Genomic DNA, 23,571 nt, shown 5'->3' on the forward strand with positions numbered 1-23,571 from the left:
CGGGCGCCCGGAAGGGGCGTACGCCGATGCGGCGTACGCGCGTCGCCGCTGGTGAAGGGGGGTGGGCGCCGTCATCGTGGGCGCATGAACGCACTGTCCGTCACCGTGACCGGTCGAGCACTGCCCCTCACGGGTGTGTTCGTCCAGCGCTTCAGCTCCACTCCACGTGGCGCCCGCCTCGCCCGCCGGCTCGTGCTGCACCAGCTCGACACATGGGGCGTGCCGCACGGCAGTGAGGCGTCCGACACCGCCGCCCTGCTCGTCGCTGAGCTCGCGGCCAACGCCGTCACCCACGGCTGCGTCCCTGGAAGGGACTTCGAGGTCACCGTCGCGATCCGTGGCCGGACCCTGTGTATCGCGGTGTCCGACGCCCGGGGGGAACGACGGCCTCCCGCCCCGGGCGAGCTCCACCCCTCGACGCCGCCGCTGGCGGAGGGCGGCCGGGGTCTGCTCCTGGTGGCGGCGCTCGCCGACCGGTGGGACGTCCTCGACCGCGCGCCCGTGGGCAAGACGATCGTGGCCGAGCTGGACCTGCCGCACTGACGCCGGCGACGGCGGCTGGGACCGTAGGCGTCGGTGCCGGCGACGGCAGCTGGGACCGTAGCCGTCGGTGCAGGCGACGGCAGCCGCGACCGTACCCGTCGGCACCGGCGGATCAGAGCGAGGCGATGTAGGCGCGCCAGCCGCCGTACCGGGTGATGTCCCGCGCGTCGGAGGTCGCTTCGGGCTCGCACAGGAAGCCGGGCACCGACGTCCCGTCGGCGAGGGAGACGCTGCCGATCGCCATCGGCCGGGGGAGAGCGGCCACGAGAGCACCCAGAGCGGCGGCGGGAAGCTCCCAGATCTCGGCCTCGACCGGAGCTCCCGTACCGTCCGGGACATGGACCAGTCCGGGCTTCGGCGGAACGGTGGCCAGGGCGTGGAGACGGTACTCGGCGGCGGTCGTGGTCGTGTCCACGTAGCGGCCTCCGAGGGCCAGGAGCTGCGGGTTCAGCGGCTGACCGGTCAGGTGGGCGCCCACGACGGCCAGGCGGGCGGGCGGTTCGGTGAGCAGGGTCGCGATGCGCGCCAGCCGGTCCTCGGTGTGGGCGGGGCCGATGAGCATCACTCCGAAGGGGAGACCGCTGACCGTGCCCGCGGGAACCGCGACGGCGGCGAGGCCGAACAGGTTGGTCGAGTTGGTGAAGCGGCCCAGCCGGGCGTTCGATCCGAGGGGATCGGCGGCGACCTCGGCGAGGGTGGGATGGCCGGGCGCGGTGGGCAGCAGGAGGGCGTCGGCGTCACCGAGGGAGTCGAGGGCCCGCGCCCGGAGCGCCGCCAGCCGGGTCCGGTCGGCGTAGAGGCGGTGGGCCGGGAGCTCGCGGGCCCCCGCGATGATCGCCGCGACCGTGGGGTCGAGGTCGGGGGCTCCCTTGTCCGCGAACTCGCCCACCGCGGTGTAGCGCTCCGCGACGAACGCACCCTCGTAGAGCATCCCGGCGGCCTCCAGGAAGGGGGAAGGATCGAGCGGGCGCAGAAGGGCGCCCGCAGCCTCCAGGCGGCCGGCCGCGGCCTCGTAGGCCTCCGCCCACCCAGGGTCGAGCTCGCCGAGACCCTCCGCGCCGGGAACGGCGACACGCCAGGGGCCGGGGGAGCGGGACGGAGGCCGGCCGGCGTCGGTCACCATGTGGGCGAGGGCCCGCTCGGCCTCCGGGAGGGTGCGGGCGAACACGGTCACGCAGTCCAGGCTCGCGCAGGCCGGGACGACGCCCTGCGTGGGCACCGCACCGTAGGTCGGCTTGAGGCCCACGATCCCGTTGAATGCGGCGGGTACGCGGCCCGACCCCGCGGTGTCCGTGCCCAGGGCGAAGTCGGCCATGCCCAGCGCGACGGCCACGGCCGACCCGGAGCTGGACCCGCCGCTGATCCGGTCGGGGGCGAGGGCGTTGCGGACCGCTCCGTACGGTGACCTGGTGCCCACCAGCCCGGTGGCGAACTGATCCAGGTTGGTGGTCCCGACGACGACCGCGCCCGCCGCGCGGAGGTGCGCCACCACGGGGGCGTCGCGGTCCGGCCGGTAGGCGTAGGACGGGCACCCCGCGGTGGTGGGCAACCCGGCCACGTCGATGTTGCCCTTGACCGCGAACAGGCGGCCGGCGAGGGGCAGCCCGGGATCCACGGCGGCCGCCTCCGCCTCCACCTCGGCCCGGGGCCGGAGGTGGATCCAGATCTCGGGGCGGTCGGCGGCGGCGATGCGGTCGTAGGCGGCACGGATGTGATGCATGGGGACATCCCTTGTGGGGTCGGTCGGGGGCGTCGCCCCCACGTCTGAGCTCACGGGGCGAGGACCAGCAACGGGGTGCCCGCCTCCACCTGGGCGCCGGGCCTGGTGAGGATGCGGGTCACCGTGCCCGAGGCCGGGGCGTGGACCGGGGACTCCATCTTCATCGCCTCCAGGGCGATCAGCAGCTGTCCTGCGGTGACCCTGTCGCCCTCCGCCACGGACAACTGCCAGACGGAGGCGGCGAATTCGGCCTCGACGAGACGGCTCCCCTCCGGCAGCTCGATCTCCTGTGCGACGGCGGGTTCGGCGACCGACGCCGCGCGGGCGAATTCGCCCGAGGCCTCCCACGCGTCCCGCTCGGCTCCGAAGGCGGTGGCCTGCCGCGCCCGGAAGGCGGCGATCGACTCCGCGTTGTCGGCCAGGAAGCGCTCGTGGTCGGCGAGCGCGAAGGTGCCCTCCTCGATACGGGGCGACCAGCGGCCCGCGGCCATGTCCGCCCTCAGTTCGAGCAGTTCGTCGGCCTCGACGGGATACCACGTGATGCGGTCGAAGAACCGCAGCAGCCACGGGGTCTCCTGCCAGCGCGCCCAGACCTGCGTGGTGCGCCCCACGAACTGGTATCCGCCGGGCCCCTCCATGCCGTAGACGCACAGGTAGGCGCCGCCGATTCCGACGGAGTTCTCCGCGGTCCAGGTACGGGCCGGGTTGTACTTCGTCGTGACCAGGCGGTGGCGCGGGTCGAGCGGGGTCGCGACGGGGGCCCCGAGATAGACGTCCCCGAGCCCCATCACCAGGTACTCGGCGTCGAAGACCGTCCGGTAGACGTCGTCAGGGGTGTCCAGGCCGTTCACCCGGCGGATGAACTCGATGTTCCACGGGCACCAGGGGGCGTCGTCCCTGACTCCCGCGATGTAGCGCGCGATGGCTTCGCGGGTCGCCGGATCGTCCCAGGAGAGCGGGAGATGGACGGTCCTGGACGGCACGGTCAGCTCGCCGGTGGGCGGGATCACGGCCTGCGACGCACGGACGACGGGCAGCAGTTCGGACAGCGGGAGGATGTCCGGCGCGACCTGGATCTGGAGCGAGCGGATGCCCGGGGTCAGGTCCGTGATCCCGTGCGGCCCTCCCTCGCCCAGTGCCTCGGCGAGCGCGTGCACCCGCATCCGCAGCGCGAGATCGAGCTGCATCGGCCCGAACTCGACGAGAAGGTTGTCGTCACCGCTGCGCCGGTACGTCACATCGCCGTCGCGGGCGAGGATGCCGCCGTCGACGATCGGGGCCCGGTCCGCGACGGGCGCGACGGCGGGTGCCGCACGGAGCAGGGCCGCCGCCTCGACGGTGACGGGGACGAAGCGGACGGTGTCCCCGGGGCGTACCTGGCCGAGCTTCCAGCGCTGGCCGCGGACGATCGTCGCCGGGCAGACGAACCCGCCGAGCGACGGCCCGTCGGGGCCGAGCAGGACCGGCATGTCCCCCGTGTAGTCGACCGCGCCCACCGAGTACGGCGTGTCGTGGATGTTGGACGGGTGCAGGCCCGCCTCGCCGCCGTCGGTCCTGGCCCAGCGGGGTTTGGGGCCGACCAGCCGTACGCCGGTGCGCGCCGAGTTGAAGTGGACCTTCCAGTCGGCCGCGTAGAAGTCGTGGATGTCCTCCTCGGTGAAGAACTCCGGTGCGGCGTGCGGCCCTTCGACCGCGGCGATCTCCCACGTCGCGCCGAGAACGGGCCGGTCCCCGTGCGGGACGGGGCGGGCGGACCCGCGTGCCTCGCCCCCGTGCAGCACGTCGCCGGTGCGCAGCGCCCGGCCGCCGTGTCCGCCGAACCTGCCGAGGGTGAAGGTCGAGGCGCTGCCCAGGAACGCCGGCACGTCGAGGCCGCCCGCGAACAGGACGTAGGTCCGCAGCCCGTACCCGGCCGGCTTGCCCACGGCGAGCGCCGCCCCGGCCGGGACGGTGACGGGCTCCCACTGTGACACCGCCGCCCCGTCCACGGTCACCGGCGCGGCCGCGCCGGTCACGCACACCGTGGTGGGGTGGGTGAACCGGAGCGTCGGGCCCCGCAGGGTGCATTCGAGTCCCGGCGCGCCCTCGTCGTTGCCCAGGGCGCGGTTGCCGAGCCGGAAGGACAGGTCGTCCATCGGACCGGACGGCGGCACACCGACCTGCCAGTGGCCCAGGCGTCCCGGCCAGTCCTGCACGGTGGTGAGCGTGCCGCCGGCCGTGACCTCGATGCGCGGGGTGGGGTCGGTGACGCCGGCGAGGGTGGCGGTGGTGTGGGTGGCCTCGCGGACGGCGGGGGTGCGCAGGGCGGCGCGCACCAGCCCGAGGTTCGTCTCGATGCCGTCCACGCGGGTCGCGGCGAGGGCCTCGTCGAGCCGGGCCAGCGCCTCGGCGCGGTCGGCGCCGTGGGCGATGATCTTCGCGAGCATGGGGTCGTACGAGGTGGTGACCTCGGTCCCGGTCTCCACCCAGGCGTCGACGCGGACCCCGGGGCCCTCGGGGAAGCGGACCCGGGTGAGGAGCCCGGCGCTCGGCCGGTGGTCGCGGGAGGGGTCCTCGGCGTAGACGCGCGCCTCGACGGCGTGCCCGGCGGCCGGGGCCGGGTCCTGGACGACCCCGGTCTCACCCCTGGCCAGGCGCAGCATCCACTCGACGAGGTCGACGCCGTAGACCTCCTCGGTGACGGGGTGCTCGACCTGGAGCCGGGTGTTGACCTCCAGGAAGTACGCCTCCTCACGAGCGGCGTCGTAGACGAACTCCACGGTCCCGGCGGAGCGGTAGCCGACGCTCGCGCACAGTTCGCGCGCGTCGGCGGCGAGCCTGGCGCGTACGGCGGCCGGCAGGCCCGGAGCGGGAGCCTCCTCCAGGACCTTCTGGTTACGGCGCTGGAGGGAGCAGTCGCGGTCGCCGAAGGTGACCACACGGCCGGCACCGTCACCGAAGACCTGTACCTCGACATGGCGGGCGCTCTCGACGAGGCGTTCCAGGAAGACGCCTGCGGAGGAGAAGGAGGCCGCCGCCACCCGCTGCACACGCTCCCAGGCGTCGGCGAGCGAGGCCGGATCGTGGCAGGCGCTCATGCCGATGCCGCCTCCGCCGCCGGTCGCCTTGAGCATGACGGGGTAGCCGATGCGGCCGGCGGCGGCGCGTGCCTCGTCGAGGTCCGCGAGCAGGCCGGTGCCGGGTGCGAGCGGGACCCCGGCCGCCTCGGCCGCCGCGCGGGCGGTGTGCTTCGCGCCGAAGAGCTCCAGCTGTCCGGCGGTCGGCCCGACGAACATGATCCCGGCGTCCGCGCAGCGGCGGGCGAAGTCCGCGTCCTCGGACAGGAAGCCGTAGCCGGGGTGGACGGCGCCGGCGCCGGTGTCCTTCGCGGCCCTGAGGACGAGATCGGCGTCGAGGTACGACTCCTTGGCGGGAGCGGGTCCGAGACGCACCGCCTCGTCCGCGAGCCGCACGTGCGGGGCCGAACGGTCCGGGTCGGAGAAGACGGCGACCGTACGCAGGCCCAGCCGCCTCGCCGTACGGATGATCCGGCAGGCGATCTCGCCCCGGTTGGCGACGAGCAGGGTGTCGAAGGCGGCGGGGGCGCCGGAGGCCGGGAGGTCGTAGGAGGCGGCGGGGGTGCCCGGGGCCGGGCGGTCGTCGAAGGTCATGCGGGCACTCCCACGGTCATCCGTACGGCGGTCGGTTCGAAGCCGTTGCAGGGGTTGTTGATCTGCGGGCAGTTGGACACCAGGACCAGCACGTCGGTCTCGGCCCGCAGCACGACCCGCAGGCCGGGGGCGGAGATGCCGTCCACGATGCCGAGTGTGCCGTCCTTCTCGACCGGCACGTTCATGTACCAGTTGATGTTGGAGACCAGATCGCGTGCGCCCAGGCCGTGCTTGGCACCCTCGGCGAGGAAGTTGTCCACGCAGGCGTGCTGGGCGTAGGTGTGGTGCCCGTAGCGCAGGGTGTTGGACTCCTTGGAGCAGGCTCCGCCGACCGTGTCGTGACGGCCGCAGGTGTCCTCCACGACGGTCATCAGCGGAGTGTGCTCGTTGGACAGGAGCACGCTGCCGGTGGTCAGGAAGAGCGAGCCCCGCGCGTGCACGGTGTCGGGCGCGCTGTACCTGACGGCGGTGTCGTGGGCGTCGTACACGAGGAAGTCGACGGCCTGGTTGCCGTGCAGGTCGGTGATCGTCAGGTGCTCGCCGGCACGGATCCCGGCCGACCAGGACCCGCGGGCGGGGACGGTGGCGGTCCTGTCGGACGCGGTTCGGGTGCGGCTCATGCGATCCCCCGGGAGGCAAGGAAGTCGGCGGTGTTGGCGTAGGCGCGGCGGCCCTCGGGAGTGGCGTCCCACAGCGGGTCGCCGGGCCGGGTGGGCGTGGCCCGCCAGGCGAGGACCTCCAGAGGGGTGGAGACGTACTCCGGGCGCGGGTCCAGCGGGTGCGGGACGTTCGCGATCAGGACGGTCAGGTCCTGCTCGGCACGCAGGGTGAGCGAGGTGCCGGGGCCGCCCGAGCCGGTGAAGTCCGCAGTGCCGTCCTCGCGGACCTCGACCCCCTGGAAGAAGGAGAGCGAGGGGGGCAGGTCGCGGGGCTCCAGGCCGTTCTTGAGTGCGGCGAGCTTGAACAGCTCGCGGCCCGCCGGGGAGGCGGACTCCGGCTCACCGGCTCCGTACCGCTCCCTGTTGCGGGCGAGGGCGGAGGTGCCGCACAGCGTGTCGTGGCGGCCCGAGCTGTCGGCGACCACGGTCGCGAGGACGCGTCCCTGGCCGGAGAGCAGCTGGGCGCCCTCGGTGAGGTAGGCGTTCCACCGGACCTTGACCGTGTCGGCGGTGTTGAGGCGTTCCCACGGGCGGCCGTCGACGTACAGGAGGAGGTGGGCGCAGGCGTCGCCGCGCAGATCGGTGAGGCGGAGTTCGGTGCCCCGCGCGAGGACGCGGTGGGTGTAGTTGCCGCCGGCCACCACCTCGGCCCAGACCACCGGGCCGGGTGCTTCGCCCGGCCACTCCTCGGCGGGGACCGTGGGCATCGCCTCGACGCGCGCGCCCTCCTGGGCGCGGGCGTGGTCCCTGGCTCCGTACGTCGTCGCTGTCGCCATGGCGGCGTCCCTCCGGCTCGGTGGGGCTGTGATGGGTCGGCGGGGATGCGCCCGGGTGACCCCGGGCGCCCCTTGTTTCTGTCGCTCGACAGAAATTAGGGAGTGGGCGATTCGGCGCCGTTGCCCCTCCGTTGCACGGGAGTTACGAATCGCTCACCCGCGCAGCGCCGCGGAGCCGTGTGCGACGATCGGGGACATGAGCACTCCAGGACGCCGGGTCGGCCGGCCGCGTGCCGAGCAGCGGCCGGACAGCGGCCTGTCCCCGCGCGAGGAACTCCTCGCGGCGGCAGCGGAGTTGTTCACCACCCGTGGATACGGCGCGACCACCACGCGGGCGCTCGCCGAGCGCGCGGGGATGCGGCAGGCGTCGATGTACCACTACGTCGGCGGCAAGGAGGACCTCCTGTGCGAGCTCCTCGAATCGACGGTCACCCCGTCCCTGGTGTTCGCCCGCGCGCTCCTGGCCCGCGAGGGAGTCCCGGCCGCCGAGCGGCTGTGGCAGCTGTGCCGCTCCGACGTCACGCTCCTGTGCGGCGGGCCCCACAACCTCGGTGCGCTGTACGTGCTGCCCGAGGTGCAGGGCGAACAGTTCGCGGGTTTCCACCGGGTGCGGGCCGACCTCAAGGACCTGTACGCCCAGCTCATCGCCGCGACCGAACCCGGCGCGGCGCTCGCGAAGGGCGACCTGGCGCTCCGCACCGACCTGGTCTTCGGGCTGATCGAGGGGGTCATCCTGATCCACCGGTCCGACCCGGACCGGCCCGCCGCAGCCTTCGCCGAGGCCACGGCGGACGCCGCGCTGCGGATCGCCGGCTGCGTGCGCTGAACGGCCCGGCCGGGGATCAGGAGGCTGTCGTACGGGCCGCCGACCGCCGGGAGGACCGGAAGCGGTAGACCGCGCCCAGTGCCACCGAGGCGCCCACGAACAGCACGGCGAACCACTGGAAATACCAGTGGCCGCCCGTGGGGTCGTACACCGCGGCGCGCGGCCAGGCGAGGTTGACGGTCATGAAGACGCCGTACACGAGGGCGCCGGTGTTCACCGCGGTCCCCCAGCGGCCGAGTGAGAACAGCGGGCGTCCCGTCTCGTCGACGCCGTCCCCGCGCGTGGTGAACTCCCCGCGCAGACGGCGGTACAGGAGTGGGCCGGTCACCATGGAGTAGGCCAGGTACAGCATCACGACGCAGGTCGACCCGATGGCGAGGAAGGCGTCGGGCGAGGCGAAGTTGAGCAGCAGCAGGCCGGCGGCGAGCACACCCACGACCAGCGTCGGAGCCACGGGGACCCCGGTCCGCGGACTGACCTCGGACAGGGCCCGGGCACACGGCAGCCGTCCGTCCCGGGCCATGGAGAACAGCATCCGGGACGCGGACGTCTGCACGGCCAGCGTGGCCACGGAGATGGCCACGACGACGTCCGCGAGCAGGAAACGGCCGACGCCGTCACCCAGGCTGCTGGTCAGGACGTAGCTCATGCCGTCGGTGGCGAGGTTCCCGTCGGTGAGGCTGGGCGCGGCGAGCAGCCCGCCCAGGACGAGGAGTCCGCCGAGGACACCCGCCGCCGTGAGGGCGGTGAGGATCGTGCGCGGCGCTGTCCGCCGCGGGTTGTGGGTCTCCTCGCTCAGCTCACCCGCGCTGTCGAAGCCGATCATGACGTACGCGGCGGTGAACGAGCCGACCAGCAGAGCCCCGAAGAGCCCGGTCCCCGAGCCGGCCGAGGTGTGGAAGGTGATGCCGGGGGTGCGCTCGGAGTGGCTGAGGAGGAGGACCACGATCAGGATCGCGCCGATGATCTCCGCGGTGACCCCGATCCGGTTGACGAGCGACAGGACCCGGTTGTCGACCGCGTTCACCAGGGTGGTGAGGGCGAGCAGGACGACGCCGAGCACCGCCGCGTTGGCCGCGCCGGTGGGGGAGAGGGGAGCCGGGTCGCCGCCGACCAGCTGGAACCCCGACCAGAGGGGAGGCATCACCATCTGGAGCGCGAGCGCCGCCGCGCAGACCACCACGATCTGGCCGAGCACCATGATCCAGCCGCTGTACCAGCCGAAGGACGGGGAGGAGAGGCGGCTGGACCACTGGTAGACGGCCCCGGATATCGGGTACCGGGCGGCGAGTTCCGCGAAGCAGGCGGCCACCAGCAGCTGGCCGGCGAGGACGAACGGCCAGGCCCAGAAGAACACCGGTCCGCCGAAGGCGTATCCGACCGCGAAGAACTGGAAGACCGTGGTCAGGACGGAGATGAAGGAGAAGCCGGCGGCGAAGGACGCGTAGCCGCCGAGGCTGCGGTGGAGCTCCTGGCGGTATCCGAAGGATTCGAGGGAGGCACCGTCCTCGGGGACCGGCGCGGCAGCGGGCCCGGGGAGGGGGCCGGTCTCCGTGGTCGTCACGTGCGACACCTGCTTTCTGCTGTCGTGCGGCGGGGGCGGTGTCGGTACGCCGTCCGCCGGGACGGCGGGGAGGAGGCGTTCCCGGAGCCGTGCGGGTGAGCGGGGGTCGGTCATGGGAGCCCCTTCGTCCGAGAGTTCCTGTCAAGCGACAGAAAATAGGGAGGGGCTGTTTCCGCGTGATGACGTCGTGGTGACCGGCGGGGACCCAAGTCCTCACGGGCGCGGGAGAGCGCGCGGCAGTCCGGCCGCCGGGAACGCACCGCGCTGCCCGGGGGAGGGGCGAGGGGCTCGGGTCCGGGGGAGCACGGGGAGCCCGAAGGGCCGGCGGGCGGCCACGGACGCAGGGGCGGCATGGGCGCCCGTCGGCCACATGCATGCCGAAGCCCTCCGGGCGAGTTTTCCGGAGGGCTTCGGCATGCGGTCAGGGCGGGATCGGGCGAGCGCGCGACGCGGGACGCGCGTCAGAGCTGTGGCGCCTGCTTGATGAACGTGTCCAGCACCCCGTCGGCCACCTTGATCGCGCCCTGTGGCCGGGTCGTGCCCGGGATGGTGGTGAGCGCGGCGGCCTGCTTCGCCAGGTCCGCCGCCTTGGTGAAGTCCGCCTGCCCGTCGCCCGGGCGGATCTGGGCCCGCAGGCCGTCCAGAGTGGCGTTCAGCGCGTCGCCCCACAGGTCGAGCGCGTCCAGCCACGGCTTCGTCTGCGCCAGGAAGGCCGGATCCCGTACACCGGTGCGGATCTGCTCGGGAGCTCCGGCCAGCACGTCCGCGTAGGCGTCGAGCTTGCGTAGTGCGGCTCGGCGTTCGGTGAGGGATCCGCCGTTCCAGGCCTGGGTGAAGTCCGCCAGCCGTGACGCCAGTTCGGGTGCCTGCGGCTGCCAGTTCGTGTCGCCGAAGGTCGGTGCGAGATGTTCGGTGTCGAAGAACGCCAGCAGGGCCCGGGTGGTGGCGGGGTCGCCGCCGGCCAGGTAGCCGGCTGCCGCGCGCCAGGTGCGGTCGGGATCGTAGTCCTCGTCGTTCCAGGCGAAGGACGCCCCGCCGAAGAGGGCGACCTTGCTCGGCGCGGCCTGGTTCATCGGGTTGAGCACGATGCCGCTCAGCGCCTTGTGCAGCCCGGCCTCCCGCTTGTCGTACGGGGCCATCAGCAGCCGGCCCGTCGTCTGCCCGTAGTCGTTGACCGGGTAGTTGTCCCAGAGGAACACCTTGCGTCCCCACACCGCCGAGGCCGCCTGGGCGTCCTCCATGCTGATCGAGGGGGGAACGACGTCCGTCCCCGTCCACTGCACGACGACCTTCGGGTCCAGGTGCTCGCGCAGCGCGGACTTGTAGGCGGAGTCGGCCGTGTCGGAGTACTCCGTGGGGACGAACTGGAGTGGCTCCGCGTCCTGACGGGCGTCGATGAAGTCGTGCTGCACGGCGTTCAGCAGGTCGGTCTGCGCCCGGCCCGCGCTGCCCCTCCCCGGGGCGCCGTACTTCTCCTGGTCGGCGTCGCAGTTCCACCTGGTGTAGCTGATGTCGTCCAGCGCCACGTAGAAACTGCGGGCGCCCTGGTCGTAGAGGGTGCCCAGCTTCGTCTTCAGGGCGCTCACGTCGTCCGGGTCGCTGTAGCAGATCGACAGCCCCGGGGAGACGGCGTAGGTGAAGTCGACGTGGTGGGCGGTGGCCTGCTGGATCAGTGCGTGCAGGTCGGCCAGCTTGTCGGCGGGGTAGGGCTCGCGCCACTCCTCCCGCAGGTACGCGTCGTCCTTCGGGGTGTAGATGTAGGTGTTGGCCTTGATGTCGCCGTAGAAGGCGAGTTGGTCCAGCCGGTCGGTGTGCGACCAGGGAGCACCGTAGAAGCCCTCGATGCTGCCTCGGAGGGGCATGGCCGGGTGGTCGGTGATCGACACGGCGGCCAGGGTGTGCTTTCCGGTCACCAGTTGCCGCAGCGTCTGGGCGGCGTAGTAGATGCCGTCGCCGTCGTTGCCGGCCAGCACGACGCTGTCACCCCGGGAGGCGAGGGAGTAGCCCTCCGCGACCAGGGTGCGGGGGACGGTGCCGCCGGTGGCGCGCAGGGCGTCGGCCACCGCGCCGTCCTTGAGGGAACCGGCGACGACGGTCAGCGTCGCTCCACGGCCGCGCGGCGCGGAGGCGGAGGCCCCGGCCGTGCTCGTGACGATGTGGCGGGCCCCGGCCGAGGCCAGCGCCTTCTTGATCACATCGGCGCTCGCGGCGTCGACGTCGTCACCGAGTACGAGGCGCACGCGGTCCGGGACGCGGAGGTCCCGGCCGGCCGACTTCATCTGCTGCGGCGTGGGAGTGACGACGGGCCGGCCTGCGGAGGGGGCGCCGCCGGACGAGGGTGGCGCCGTGGTGGCCGCCGGCTCTCCGGCCGCCTGGGCGGGAGCGGAGAGCGTACCGAGCGCCAGCAGGGCTGTGGCGCCGAGAAGGGGGAGACGGGGGACACGGGGGAGACGGTACGGATGACTTCGAGGCATACGGGTCACTGCACCTCCACGAAAGTGGACCACTACATTCAGGTGGTGGAGTGGTCTAAACCACCACTCGTGGGCGTCGGTGTCAAGATCAAGCTCCGAGAAAAACGCACCGGTCCCTGACGGGGTGTCGGTTTCTGTGGGTCCGCCCCGAACCGGTCCTGGGCGGTGCGAAGGGTGCCGAGCCTAGACTCGCTCCATGCTGAGACTCGGAGTCCCCGCCATCGGTGTCGCGGACATTCCCCGCGCGGTGGCCTTCTGGACCGCGGCCCTGGATCTCGTCGCCTCCCGCGAGGCGGAGAGCGAGACCTGGCGGTTCCTCGACCACGCCGACGGCTCCGGCCGTGCCCTCGGGCTGATGCGCAGTACGTCCCCGGCCGAGCCCCGACCCCGTATCCACCTGGACCTCTACGCGGAGACGCGGGAGGAGCAGCGGGCGGAGGTGGACCGGTTGATCGCTCTGGGCGCGCGGGCCGTCGACTGGGACTCCTATCCGCCGGATCCTGATTTCGTCGTCCTCGCCGACCCGGACGACAACATCTTCTGCGTGGTGGACCTGGGCCACGTCCCCAGCGGCGGCAGCGGGACGACGACCTGAGATCTGCGCCGGTCCGGACACGAGGGGCAGCTGCGGGCCCCGGCGGGCGGTGCCGGAAAGTCACTGGTCCAGCCGGAAGCCGTCCGGCGATACTCCCTCTCCATGACGAGTGACGATCTCGATCAGGACTTCCCCGCCAACCCGGCACTGCGACGCATCCTCGGGCGGCACGGTGGTCCGGAGCTTCTGGACCTGCTCACCGACGGTATGTCCGGCGGAGACCTGACCACGCTGCTGCTCGAAGTCTTCAGGCGCAGGGCCGACCGGCGCTCGCCCGCCGAGGTGATGCGGCGCTATCGCGACGACCGGTTCGTCGCGCCGGCGCCGGTCAGCTTCGTGGCACTCCGCCGCACCGAGGACGCGCTGCTGTCCGCGCTGCCCGACGGCTTCGAGACGCTCGTGCTCGCCCCCGTCCTGCCGCTGGCCGCGCACTCGGCCGTCGCGACCGTCGATCCGCGCAAGGTGATCGCCACCGTACGCGGCAGCGAGGTCGCGGCCGACCCGACCAACGCCCTGGCGTTGGAGGCGTCGCTGCGACGTTCCCGGGCCCTGGCCGCCGATCCCCGGTCGGATGCGCTGGTGCGGCTGGCGGCCTGCCAACGCGTGGTGCGGGCCCAGCACTTCGGACGGTCCGGGATGCTTGCCCACTTCCAGATCCTCGGCCTGGTGACCGCCGGACGGGACACGGGCAACCGGTCCTTCGAGCACCAGCAGCTGGCCGAGCACCTGCGGTTCGCGGCCCGGGCGACGGCGGCCGCCGGGGCGCGGTGGACACAGATCCGGCTCACCTGCCTGGAGGACGCGAGCCGCCCGGTCGCCGACCGGATACGGGAGGAGTGCGCGGGGTTCCCGGATGTCTCCGTCACCGAGGATCCCGACCGTACGACCGGACGCGGGTACTACGGAGGGCTCTGCTTCAAGATCTTCGCCGGAGTCGACGAGAGCGGCCCGGAAGTCGGCGACGGCGGTTTCGTCGACTGGAGTCAGTCTCTCACCGGCAACCGCAAGGAGCGCCTGCTGATCAGCGGTTTCGGCGTCGACCGGCTCGCGGAGACCCCGCCCCCGCGGGTGTGAGGGAACACCGTCGTGCGGTTGGCACGGTGCTGTGGGCGGCATGCCGCCCACAGCACCGTCAGGCCGCGCAGCAGAGCTCCTCGGTGCCGATCGTGGCCGAGGCGGGTGTCTCGGTCGTGTGCGCGGGAAGGGCGGCGGGTGCCGGGGTCTGCGCGCGGTTCCGTGCGAAGACGACCAGGCGCAGCACCGCGAACCGTACGACACCGGTGAGTGCGGAGGCGGACAGGTAGACGGCTTGGTCGAGCATGGCGTCGGGCTCCGCCACCAGCTGGTGCAGGGCGAGTACCGCCACGCAGGTCACCACGTACGCGGCCGCCGCGGATCCGGCCGACTGCGCATGCTGGCGCCACGTCGCCCGCCCGCCGGCGCCGAACGTGAAGCGGGCGTGCAGTTCGGTGGCGAGGAGCGTGGACACCACGGTGACCAGGGCGTTGGCGCAGACCCAGGGGATCCAGCCGGCGAGGGCCGACACGGCGAAGCTGGAGGCGAGTCCCACCCCGCCGCCGCAGAGCACGAAGCGGGCGAAGGCCGTGAAGGGGCCGGGTGACGCCTCTGTCCGGTCCTGTGCCGTCTCCATGATCCGACCCCCTTTTTCGACTCACACCGTGATGTGCGCCCGCTCGACGGTGACGCCGAGGAGCGCGTTCTTGTGGTGCCATTCTGGCACATGAATGGCACCACGTGGAGCCTCTTTGTGTGCCACGAGTGGCATCGAGTGGCGCTGCATCAGGATGAAGACGTAAATGTGCAGGTCAGCGCCTCGGGGAATGACTCCGTCGCGGTCCGGGGTGAGTCGAGGGGTGCGGGGTATCGGCGTAAGGGTGGAGGGCTCAGGGGGTCACGTGTGCTCGCCGGTGGCCGATCCCTCCGGGGTTCGCAGGGGTTCGCCGGTGCTCTCCGGTGTGGGCGGAATCCAGGGCTCCGGCGGTGGTGCTCGCGACCCCTCGCGCCCGGAGTGCGGCTGCTCATGCCGGTCTGACCTGAGGTGTTGCGCATTCGGTGCAGGTGCTGTGTCCGCCTCGAAGTCGGCCGCCCGTAACTCTTGACGCTGCCCTTTGGTGAAAACTACGTTTTGGTCTGCGGAAATCAACTTCCACTTTATGGAAACCTCTGAACCTCTCTCGGTCGCCAGGGGCTTATGGTGCGCAGCCTTCTCCGAAGTAGGCCGTCCACGGGCCTCGTTGCGCGACCCCTAGCGAATGATCGAGGGCCGATCGATGACTGCTGTGGAGGACCGGCCGCCCGAGGCGGCCACCGGGGACACCGGAACCGCCGGAGCCACCAGCTCCGTCCTGTACACCTACGACCTGGCCCCGACGAAGAAGCAGGGGCGCCGCTGGGGTGCCTACAACGTCTTCACCCTCTGGGCCAACGACGTGCACAGCCTGGGGAACTACGCCTTCGCCATCGGCCTGTTCGCGCTCGGGCTGAACGTATGGGGCATTCTGGCCGCCTTCGCGCTCGCGTCCGTCCTGCTCTTCCTGCTGCTGACCCTGTCCGGTTTCATGGGCCACAAGACAGGTGTCCCCTTCCCCGTCATGAGCCGCATCGCGTTCGGCATCAGGGGGGCGAAGATCCCGGCTGCTGTCCGCGGCATCGTGGCCATCGCCTGGTTCGGCATCCAGACCTACCTCGCCTCCGCCGTCCTGAGCGCCCTGCTCATCGCGATGTTCCCGGGGCTGCGGGACCTGGACTCCAACTCCCTGCTCGGGCAGTCCACCCTCGGGTGGATCTCCTTCCTCTCGCTCTGGGCCCTCCAACTCCTCATCGTGTCCTACGGGATGCAGATGATCCGGAGGTACATGGCCTTCGCGGCGCCCACCACCCTGATCACCATGTGCGCCCTCGCGGTCTGGATGTTCGTACGGGCGGACGCCTCGATCTCCCTGTCCGTCGACGCCCCGCTCACCGGTGGTGCCATGTGGCTGCAGATCCTCCAGGCCGCCGCGCTGTGGGTGGTGATCTACGGGACGTTCGTCCTGAACTTCTGCGACTTCACCCGGTCGGCGAAGAGCCGCGCCTCGATCGTCCGCGGCAACGTGATCGGCATCCCGCTCAACATGCTCTTCTTCGCCGTCATCGTGGTCGTCCTCAGCGGGGCGCAGTTCAAGCTCGACGGGCACGTCATCACCAGCCCCACGGACATCGTCCGGACCATCCCCAACATGTTCCTGCTGGCGACCGCTTCGCTCGCCCTCATCGCCCTGACCGTGGCGGTGAACCTGCTGGCCAACTTCGTGGCGCCGATCTACGCGCTCATCGACCTCTTCCCGCGCCGGCTGAACTTCCGCCGCGCGGGCGTGGTGAGCGCGGTCGCCGGGCTGGTGATCCTGCCGTGGAACCTCTACAACAGCCCGATCGTCGTGAACTACTTCCTCGGAGGGCTCGGGGCCCTGCTCGGACCCCTCTTCGGCGTGATCATGGCGGACTACTGGCTGCTGCGGAAGTCCCGGATCAACGTGCCCGACCTCTACAGCGAGGACCCGCAGGGCGAGTACCACTACAGCCGCGGCTTCAACCCCCGTGCCGTCGCCGCCTTCGTGCCCAGTGCCGCGCTCGCGGTGGTCGTCGCCCTCGTGCCCTTCTTCCACGCCGCGGCCGGCTTCTCGTGGTTCGTCGGCGCCTTCCTCGCCGCCGTCCTGTACGCGTTCCTCGCCGACCGCACCAGGCAGATCCAGGACGTGGACGGCGAGGCCATCGCCGTCGCCGCCGAATGAACCACCGAACCGAAGGCCGTATCGTGCGCATCCTCGTCGTCAACGTCAACACCACACAGTCGATCACCGACTCGATCGGCGAGCAGGCGGCCGGTGCGGCGTCACCCGGTACCGAGATCGTCCCGCTCACACCCGCCTTCGGGGCGGAGTCCGTCGAAGGCAACTACGAGAGTTACCTCGCCGCCGTCGCCGTGATGGAAGCCGTACGCGCCTACCCGGAGCCGTTCGACGCCGTGATCCAGGCCGGCTACGGCGAGCACGGCCGGGAGGGACTGCAGGAGCTGCTCGACGTCCCGGTCGTCGACATCACCGAGGCCGCCGCGAGCACCGCCCAGTTCCTCGGGCGCAGTTACTCCGTCGTCACCAGCCTCGACCGTACGGTGCCGCTGATCGAGGAGCGTCTCCACACCGCGGGTCTGAGCGCGCGCTGCGCCTCCGTGCGGGCCAGCGGACTCGCCGTGCTGGATCTGGAGCGGGACGAGAAGGCCGCCGTCGACGCCATCGTCGAGCAGGCCGCCCAGGCCGTGGAGATCGACCGCGCCGAGGTGATCTGCCTGGGCTGCGGGGGCATGTCCGGCCTCACCGAACGCGTCGTCGAACGGACCGGAGTCCCCGTCGTCGACGGCGTGAGCGCCGCGGTGACGATCGCCGAGTCCCTCGTCCGGCTGGGGCTGACCACCTCGAAGGTGCGCACCTACGCCCCGCCGCGTCCCAAGCAGATCCTCAACTGGCCGCCGCAGGCACGTTGAGACCGCCCGGGCTGAGGCCTCGGCCCCGTACGACGAACCACCGCAGAAGAGGAGGGGTCTCCGTGCCCGATGTACAGCTGGTGTTGCGCTCGACCCGTGTCATCACCCCCGAGGGGACGCGTCCCGCATCGATCGCCGTCTCCGGCGGGACCATCGCCGCAGTGCTGCCCCATGATGCCGAGGTGCCGGCCGGTGCCCGTGTGGAGGATTTCGGTGATGATGTCCTGTTGCCGGGTCTGGTCGATACGCATGTTCATGTGAATGATCCGGGGCGTGCGGAGTGGGAGGGTTTCTGGACGGCGACCCGTGCGGCGGCGGCCGGTGGTATCACGACGCTGCTGGACATGCCGTTGAACTCGTTGCCGCCGACGACGACGGTGGGGAACCTGCGGGTGAAGCAGGAGGTTGCCGCCCCCAAGGCGCATGTCGACACGGGTTTCTGGGGTGGTGCGCTGCCGTCGAACGTGAAGGATCTGCGGCCGCTGTTCGAGGCGGGGGTGTTCGGTTTCAAGTGTTTCCTGTCGCCGTCCGGGGTGGAGGAGTTCCCTGAGCTGGATCAGGAGCAGCTGGCCCGGTCGATGGCGGAGATCGCGGGTTTCGGCGGGCTGCTGATCGTGCACGCGGAGGATCCGCATCATCTGGCGGCGGCTCCGCAGCGGAGCGGGGAGAGGTACGCCGATTTCCTGGCCTCGCGTCCGCGGGACGCGGAGAACACGGCGATCGGGAATCTGATCGCTCATGCCAGGCGGTTGAACGCGCGTGTTCATGTGCTGCATCTGTCGTCGTCGGACGCGTTGCCGTTGATCGCGGCGGCGAAGGCGGAGGGGGTGCGGGTGTCGGTGGAGTCGTGTCCGCATTTCCTGACGCTGACGGCGGAGGAGGTTCCGGACGGGGCGACGGAGTTCAAGTGCTGTCCGCCGATCCGGGAGGCGGCGAACCAGGACGCGTTGTGGGCGGGGCTGGCGGACGGGACGATCGACTGCATCGTGTCGGACCACTCGCCGTGCACCACGGATCTGAAGACTGCGGACTTCGCGTCGGCGTGGGGTGGGATCTCCTCGCTGCAGCTGGGTCTGCCGGCGGTCTGGACCGAGGCGCGTCGGCGTGGGCACGGTCTGGAGGACGTGGTGCGGTGGATGTCGGCGGGGCCGGCGGCGCTGGCCGGGCTGAGTCGTAAGGGTGCGATCGAGGTGGGGCGGGACGCCGACTTCGCGGTCCTGGCTCCCGAGGAGACGTTCACCGTCGATCCGGCGGGGTTGTTCCACCGCAACCAGGTCACCGCCTACGCGGGCAAGACCCTCCACGGTGTCGTCAGGTCGACCTGGCTGCGCGGCACGCGGATCGCGGCCGACGGCGTCCTCACCGAGCCCACCGGCCGCCTCCTCGAAAGGAACCACTGAGAGACCGCTCGAAAAGGCACGGAGGTGCCCGCGTCACACGCCCCGGTCCCACGATCGCGTGAGGGCGCACCCGGTCCTGCCCGGGTGCGCCACGGGGTGTGCGTCACGGCGGATACGTGCACTGACCGCCGACGTACGGCAGCAGGAGCACACCGGGCGCCCCGTCGTACGATCGGTGGCTGCAGACGGCCACCGACCGCTTGAACCGATCAACTACGGTTCCCTCATGACGACTACGGAGCCTCGTCCCGATCTTCGGCCCCCCGGCTTGAACGCCGACGAGAAGACCACCTTGTCGGCCTTCCTGGACTATCTGCGCGAGTCCGTCCTCGCGAAGGCGGCCGGTGTCCCGGAGCCGTCGGTCCGCACGGCCGGCGTCCCTTCCGGGACCAGCCTGCTCCTGTTGCTCAAGCATCTGACGGCAGTCGAACTCAACTGGTTCGTCTGGGCCTACGCCGGCGCCGACCGCGAACTCATGGACGACGCGTGTGAGGTGCTCGCCGACGAGACCGCGTCGGACGTGGCGGACGCCTATCGCGAGGCGATCGCCCGAGCCGACGAGGTCGTCCACGCGTGCACCGACCTGGACCGCCCCGGCGCACGCTCGCTGCGCGAGACCCCGCCGCCGTCGATGCGCTGGGTGCTGGTCCACATGATCGAGGAGACCGCCCGCCACGCCGGTCATGCGGACATCCTGCGCGAGCAGATCGACGGCTCGGTCGGGCGGTGATGCCGGTCTCGTACCTCAGGAGTGATCGCGACGACCAACCGGTCGCCCCTTCGGGACGGATCGTCTAGGAGCGGGTTCGGCACAGTTCCCGGTCCACGAGTGTGGTCATGGCCTCCTGGGTGTCCCGTCCGCCGTCGCTGTTGACGTACACCACGGCGGTCCGGGCACCGCCCCGGGTGGCGCCGCCCCAGGTGCGATAGCCGAGCAGGTTGCCCGGATGGCCGAAGTAGCTGCCACCGCAGGACAAACTGATCTCGCCCAGGCCGAGTCCGTAACTCACGCCCCGATCGGGTGTGGGCACGGTGGTCGTCATCTCGTCGAGCTGTTCCCGGGGCAGCAGCCGGCCGCCGAGCAGATCGGCGTAGAAGCGGTTCAGGTCGTGCGTGGTGCTGATGAGGGAGCCGGAGCCGATCGCCATGCTTGGATCGAGCACCGTGACGTCGCTGCTGGTGCCGGTGCCGAACGCGGTGTAGGCCTGGGCGTGCGGGCCCGGGACCAGCGGGAAGGTGCCGGGCACGAGGGTGTTCCTCAGGCCCAGTGGGCGGATGATCCTGGACCGCACCTCATGGGCCCAACTCCGGTGGGTGACCTCGTGGATGATCATCGCGGCGAGCATGTAGTTGGTGTTGGAGTAGGACCAGCCGGTGCCCGGCACGGGAGGCTGCCGCATCGCCGTCGCCACCAGCTCCTCGGGGGTGTAGGTACGGAACCGTTCGGCCCGGTAGCCCTCCGCGCTGTTCAACGCGGGTACCTCCGGCAGCACCTCGGGGATGTGGCTGGTGTGCTGGAGCAGCTGCCGCACGGTGATCCGGCTGCCGTCGCTGCCGCCCCGGACCACTCCCGGCAGCCACGTCTCGACGGTGTCCTCCAGGGACAGCCGCCCCTCGCCGACGAGTTGCAGGATCACCGTGGCGGTGAAGGTCTTGGTGGCGCTGCCGATCCGAAATCTTCCGTTCCACGGCATCGGCCGTCCGGTGCCGATCCGGGCCGTCCCGGCGCGCGCGCTGTCACGGCCGCCCGGTGACGTCACCTCGGCGAACGCCCCGACAGCGCCGGTGCCGTGGACCGCGTCCACCTGCTGCTGGAGCGGATCGGTGCCTCGCGGCTCCGTCGCCGCCGCAGGTCCGGCCGTTGCGGCGAGGAGTACCGAGGCCAGACCGGTGACGAGCAGGCCGTGGCGGTGCCGTCCTGACGCATGCTTGATCATTTCCTCGTCCGTTCGGGTCGTCCGCGCGTACAGGGACCGCTCAGGCCGCAGCTGTTCCGCCCCGAGCGTGTGGCGACCATCCCACCAGCGGGGAGCGGATCCGCCCATCCGGCCGTCCCCATGGGCCGAGGGTGTGCTGCCCTCACGGGGGCGCCGGGGGTTCCCCTCATGAGGAGCCTGAGGGGAACCCCCGGCTCACCGTCCTGAACAGCGGGGGCGGCGGCCGGGGCCTAGCCGATGGTCACCACCCGCGCCCACGCGGGTGGTCCGCCGGGGCGGTACTCGGGATCGGACTCGTCGTAGGACGAGCGCCCGTGGTGCCGCCCGAAGAGCCCCACCACCGTCCGGCACGACGGACGCCGGGACGGCCAGGGGGTCTGGCCGTCGGTCAGGACCACCACGACGTCCGGGCGGGGGCGGGTCTCCAGGGCGCGGGTGAAGCCCGTACGCAGGTCCGTTCCGCCGCCGCCGAGCAGCTCCACCCCCTCCGCGCCCCCGCACAGGGGGCGGACCCGGCCCGCCGCCGCGTCGCACGGCAGGACGCCGACGAGGTCGCCACGTCCGCCGACCGCCCGTGAGATCGCCGCCACCTCCAGCAGGGCGCTACCCAGTTCGGCGTCACTGACCGATCCCGAGGTGTCGATCACCACCACGACCCGCGTCGGTCTGCGCCGCAGGCTGGGGAGGACGGCGCCGGGAACCGCCGCCGAGCGCCGGGCAGGCCTGCCGTAGACGTAGTCCTCTCCCGTCCCCGGCGCGGAGGCCGCCGCGCGCACGGCCGCGCCCAGCAACTGCCGCCACGGCTGCGGCGGGTGGAAGGCCTCCTCCGCCCACCGCCGCCACCCTGCGGGCGCGCTCCCCGGACGGCCGACGATGCCCTGCGCGACCCGGAACCGGACCGCGTCCCGCTCCTGCCGGCTGAGCCCGTACGCCCCGTCCGGGCCCAGGTCCCAGGGGCGCGGGAGGCCGTCCGCGCCGCTGCCGCACTCCAGCCACGCCAGATGGGCGGTGTGCGGGCCGAGCCGGAACTGGCGGAGGTAGTCCTCCATCAGTTCGCCGTCCCGGAGCCCCAGGCTCCCCGGCACGACGGCTCCCTCGGGCTTCACCAGGCCGTCACCGAAGATGTCGTCGTTGATCTCGCAGTCGGCCGCGATGTTCATCCGCAGCCGCTCCGCCGGGCCGCTCAGCTCGTGCAGGTGCGCGTAGCGGTCGCTGCGCCCGTGATGGTCGCGCAGCAGGTGGGACACCTCGTGCACCCATACGCCGGCCAGCTCCTCCACGGGGGTGCGGTCGACGAACGCGGGGGACACGTAGCACCGCCAGTGGGCGTCGACGGCCATCGTCGGTACACCACGGGACTCCACGACGTGCAGGGCGAAGAGCGCTGTCGCCAGATAGGGGCGGGCCCGCGCCGCCTGGAGGCGGGCGGCGAAGAGCTTGTCCGTGTCCAACGTGCCCGGAGTGTCCGGCACATCCGGAGTGTTCGGCGCGTCCGAGGTGCCCGTCGTGTTCCCGGGGACCTCGCGGGGCGCGGCCGGCCGGCCGCCGGGGGAGGGACTGTTCATCGGTCCGCCGGTGCGGAGGACAGGGCCCGGACGTTCGCCCGGTCGGCCCGCCGGGACACGGACACCGCCCCGGCGATCCCCTCGATCGACTCCGGGACGTCCCAGTCGTCGCGGCGCAGGGAGGCCAGCGTCGTCGCCGGGACGACCAGCAGATCCGGAGCGCCGGTCTCCGCCGCCCTCGCCAGCAGGGCCCACGCGGCGTCCCACCGGTCCTTCGCCGGACGCGCGCGGACGGCCGCGACCACCCCGTCCAGCGCCGCCTGCCGCAGGTCGCCGCGTTCCGGAAGCCGTGCGCCGCCGGGGTCGGCCAGCAGGTCCTCCGGGTCCGGCAGGTCCATCCGGTCCACGTAGGCCAGCAGTTCCAGCCCGGGCCCGTCCCCCACCGTCCCCCTGACGAGCATCGACAGGACGTCGCGGGAGGCGCCGGCGGCGGTGGCGAACGCGATCAGGGACAGCGTCATGTCCCAGCTGCGCGGTGACGGCCAGGCGCCGCCCCGCTGCGTCTCGCCCGAGGGCAGCCGGTGTACCAGGGCGGGCCGCGCGCCCAGCAGTCCGCAGACCGCGCGGCGTGCGAACGCCACGGCTTCGGTGAGCCGGCCGGGATCCAGCGTCGGCAGCGTGGCCCGCGGCCAGACGCCGCCCAGCCCCCGCACCACGACGTCCACGTCATGGACCCACTGCAGATGGACGAACCGGTTGGCGAGCGGCGGACTCAGCTCCCAGCCGTCGGCGGCGGAGGACCGGGGGTTGGCGGCGGCGACGATCCGGACGTCCGGCGGCAGCCGCAGGGATCCGACCCGGCGTTCCAGCACCAGCCGCAGCAGGGCCGCCTGCACGGCGGGAGGAGCCGTGGACAGCTCGTCGAGGAACAGCAGCCCGCGTCCCGCCCGTACGAGCCGCACCGCCCAGTCCGGCGGAGCCATGGGGATGCCGTTGCCCGCCGGGTCGTCACCGATGACGGGGAGGCCGGAGAAGTCCGACGGTTCGTGCACGCTCGCGATCACCGTGGTCAGCGGCAGGTCGAGCGTGTCGGCGAGCTGGGTGAGCGCGGCCGTCTTGCCGATGCCGGGCTCGCCCCACAGCAGCACGGGCAGGTCCGCCGCCACCGCCAGGGTCAGCGCCTCCAGCTGCGGATCCGGGCGGGGCGCGGTCGTCGTGTCACGCAGCAGCCCCAGCAGCGCGCCCGACACGTCGAGCCGGGAGGCCGGGACGTCGGAGGGGCACGGCTGGGGTGTCTCGAAGAGCGGGGTGGACGTGGGCATGAGGCATCACCTTTGGGGTCGTCCGAAGCCGTCGCGGCCGGGAGCCGCGGGCGCGGGAGG

General features: G+C 72.2%; 18 protein-coding genes. 8 read left to right on the top strand and 10 right to left on the bottom strand.

Annotated features, from left to right (window positions below; all coding sequences use genetic code 11):
• Positions 1-84: 84 nt before the first annotated feature.
• Positions 85-543 (top strand): ATP-binding protein, encoded by a 459-nt coding sequence (locus tag OG488_RS28745; RefSeq protein ID WP_329233818.1) that lies wholly within the window; start codon positions 85-87, stop codon positions 541-543.
• A gap of 112 nt (positions 544-655) precedes the next feature.
• Here the strand turns inward: OG488_RS28745 and OG488_RS28750 are convergent, their stop codons facing one another.
• Genes OG488_RS28750 through OG488_RS28765 form a run of 4 tightly spaced genes read right to left on the bottom strand, consistent with a single transcriptional unit; the run spans position 656 to position 7,348 of the window.
• Positions 656-2,263 (bottom strand): allophanate hydrolase, encoded by a 1,608-nt coding sequence (locus OG488_RS28750; RefSeq protein WP_329233820.1) that lies wholly within the window; start codon positions 2,261-2,263, stop codon positions 656-658.
• A gap of 50 nt (positions 2,264-2,313) precedes the next feature.
• On the bottom strand, positions 2,314-5,913 hold the full coding sequence (gene uca, locus OG488_RS28755; protein ID WP_329233822.1) for an urea carboxylase: 3,600 nt from the start codon (positions 5,911-5,913) through the stop codon (positions 2,314-2,316).
• The gene (locus tag OG488_RS28760; protein WP_329233824.1) at positions 5,910-6,533 is read right to left on the bottom strand and encodes an urea amidolyase associated protein UAAP2; all 624 of its coding nucleotides are present in this window, start codon (positions 6,531-6,533) and stop codon (positions 5,910-5,912) included. Before OG488_RS28760 ends, uca begins: the two co-directional genes overlap by 4 nt.
• Positions 6,530-7,348 (bottom strand): urea amidolyase associated protein UAAP1, encoded by an 819-nt coding sequence (locus tag OG488_RS28765; protein ID WP_329233826.1) that lies wholly within the window; start codon positions 7,346-7,348, stop codon positions 6,530-6,532. Before OG488_RS28765 ends, OG488_RS28760 begins: the two co-directional genes overlap by 4 nt.
• A gap of 196 nt (positions 7,349-7,544) precedes the next feature.
• Here OG488_RS28765 and OG488_RS28770 point away from each other — a divergent pair, with 196 nt between their 5' ends.
• Positions 7,545-8,174 (top strand): TetR/AcrR family transcriptional regulator, encoded by a 630-nt coding sequence (locus tag OG488_RS28770; protein WP_329233828.1) that lies wholly within the window; start codon positions 7,545-7,547, stop codon positions 8,172-8,174.
• 16 nt (positions 8,175-8,190) lie between these two features.
• On the opposite strand, the gene OG488_RS28775 is transcribed toward OG488_RS28770, so the two are convergent.
• Positions 8,191-9,852 (bottom strand): amino acid permease, encoded by a 1,662-nt coding sequence (locus OG488_RS28775; protein ID WP_329233830.1) that lies wholly within the window; start codon positions 9,850-9,852, stop codon positions 8,191-8,193.
• Positions 9,853-10,199: 347 nt separating this feature from the next.
• Positions 10,200-12,221, bottom strand: coding sequence for a beta-N-acetylglucosaminidase domain-containing protein (locus tag OG488_RS28780; protein ID WP_329233832.1), 2,022 nt, complete (start codon positions 12,219-12,221; stop codon positions 10,200-10,202).
• A gap of 187 nt (positions 12,222-12,408) precedes the next feature.
• Between OG488_RS28780 and OG488_RS28785 the strand changes: the two genes are divergently transcribed.
• Positions 12,409-12,807 carry a VOC family protein gene (locus tag OG488_RS28785; RefSeq protein ID WP_329233833.1) on the top strand — a complete coding sequence of 133 codons (399 nt, stop codon included), beginning with the start codon at positions 12,409-12,411 and terminating at the stop codon, positions 12,805-12,807.
• A gap of 102 nt (positions 12,808-12,909) precedes the next feature.
• Positions 12,910-13,881, top strand: coding sequence for a hypothetical protein (locus OG488_RS28790; protein ID WP_329233836.1), 972 nt, complete (start codon positions 12,910-12,912; stop codon positions 13,879-13,881).
• Between the two features lie 58 nt (positions 13,882-13,939).
• Here the strand turns inward: OG488_RS28790 and OG488_RS28795 are convergent, their stop codons facing one another.
• Positions 13,940-14,458, bottom strand: a complete 519-nt coding sequence (locus OG488_RS28795) for a GtrA family protein (RefSeq protein ID WP_329233838.1) — start codon at positions 14,456-14,458, stop codon at positions 13,940-13,942.
• A 640-nt stretch (positions 14,459-15,098) separates the two neighbouring features.
• Here OG488_RS28795 and OG488_RS28800 point away from each other — a divergent pair.
• From OG488_RS28800 to OG488_RS28815, 4 genes are all read left to right on the top strand, one after another.
• Entirely contained in the window at positions 15,099-16,598 is a 1,500-nt protein-coding gene (locus tag OG488_RS28800; protein WP_329233840.1) for an NCS1 family nucleobase:cation symporter-1, read from the top strand.
• Between the two features lie 23 nt (positions 16,599-16,621).
• Complete coding sequence (locus tag OG488_RS28805; protein ID WP_329233842.1) at positions 16,622-17,347, top strand: aspartate/glutamate racemase family protein; 726 nt, start codon at positions 16,622-16,624, stop codon at positions 17,345-17,347.
• A gap of 62 nt (positions 17,348-17,409) precedes the next feature.
• Positions 17,410-18,747 carry an allantoinase AllB gene (gene allB / locus OG488_RS28810; RefSeq protein ID WP_329233844.1) on the top strand — a complete coding sequence of 446 codons (1,338 nt, stop codon included), beginning with the start codon at positions 17,410-17,412 and terminating at the stop codon, positions 18,745-18,747.
• A gap of 226 nt (positions 18,748-18,973) precedes the next feature.
• Positions 18,974-19,477 (top strand): DinB family protein, encoded by a 504-nt coding sequence (locus tag OG488_RS28815; protein WP_329233846.1) that lies wholly within the window; start codon positions 18,974-18,976, stop codon positions 19,475-19,477.
• Between the two features lie 64 nt (positions 19,478-19,541).
• Here OG488_RS28815 and OG488_RS28820 read toward each other — a convergent pair whose 3' ends face one another.
• From OG488_RS28820 to OG488_RS28830, 3 genes are all read right to left on the bottom strand, one after another.
• The gene (locus tag OG488_RS28820; RefSeq protein WP_329233848.1) at positions 19,542-20,684 is read right to left on the bottom strand and encodes a serine hydrolase domain-containing protein; all 1,143 of its coding nucleotides are present in this window, start codon (positions 20,682-20,684) and stop codon (positions 19,542-19,544) included.
• Between the two features lie 230 nt (positions 20,685-20,914).
• Positions 20,915-22,249 carry a vWA domain-containing protein gene (locus OG488_RS28825; protein ID WP_329233850.1) on the bottom strand — a complete coding sequence of 445 codons (1,335 nt, stop codon included), beginning with the start codon at positions 22,247-22,249 and terminating at the stop codon, positions 20,915-20,917.
• The gene (locus tag OG488_RS28830) at positions 22,246-23,511 is read right to left on the bottom strand and encodes an AAA family ATPase (RefSeq protein ID WP_329233851.1); all 1,266 of its coding nucleotides are present in this window, start codon (positions 23,509-23,511) and stop codon (positions 22,246-22,248) included. Before OG488_RS28830 ends, OG488_RS28825 begins: the two co-directional genes overlap by 4 nt.
• Positions 23,512-23,571 lie beyond the last annotated feature (60 nt).

The organism is Streptomyces sp. NBC_01460, from assembly GCF_036227405.1.
Lineage (GTDB): Bacteria > Actinomycetota > Actinomycetes > Streptomycetales > Streptomycetaceae > Streptomyces.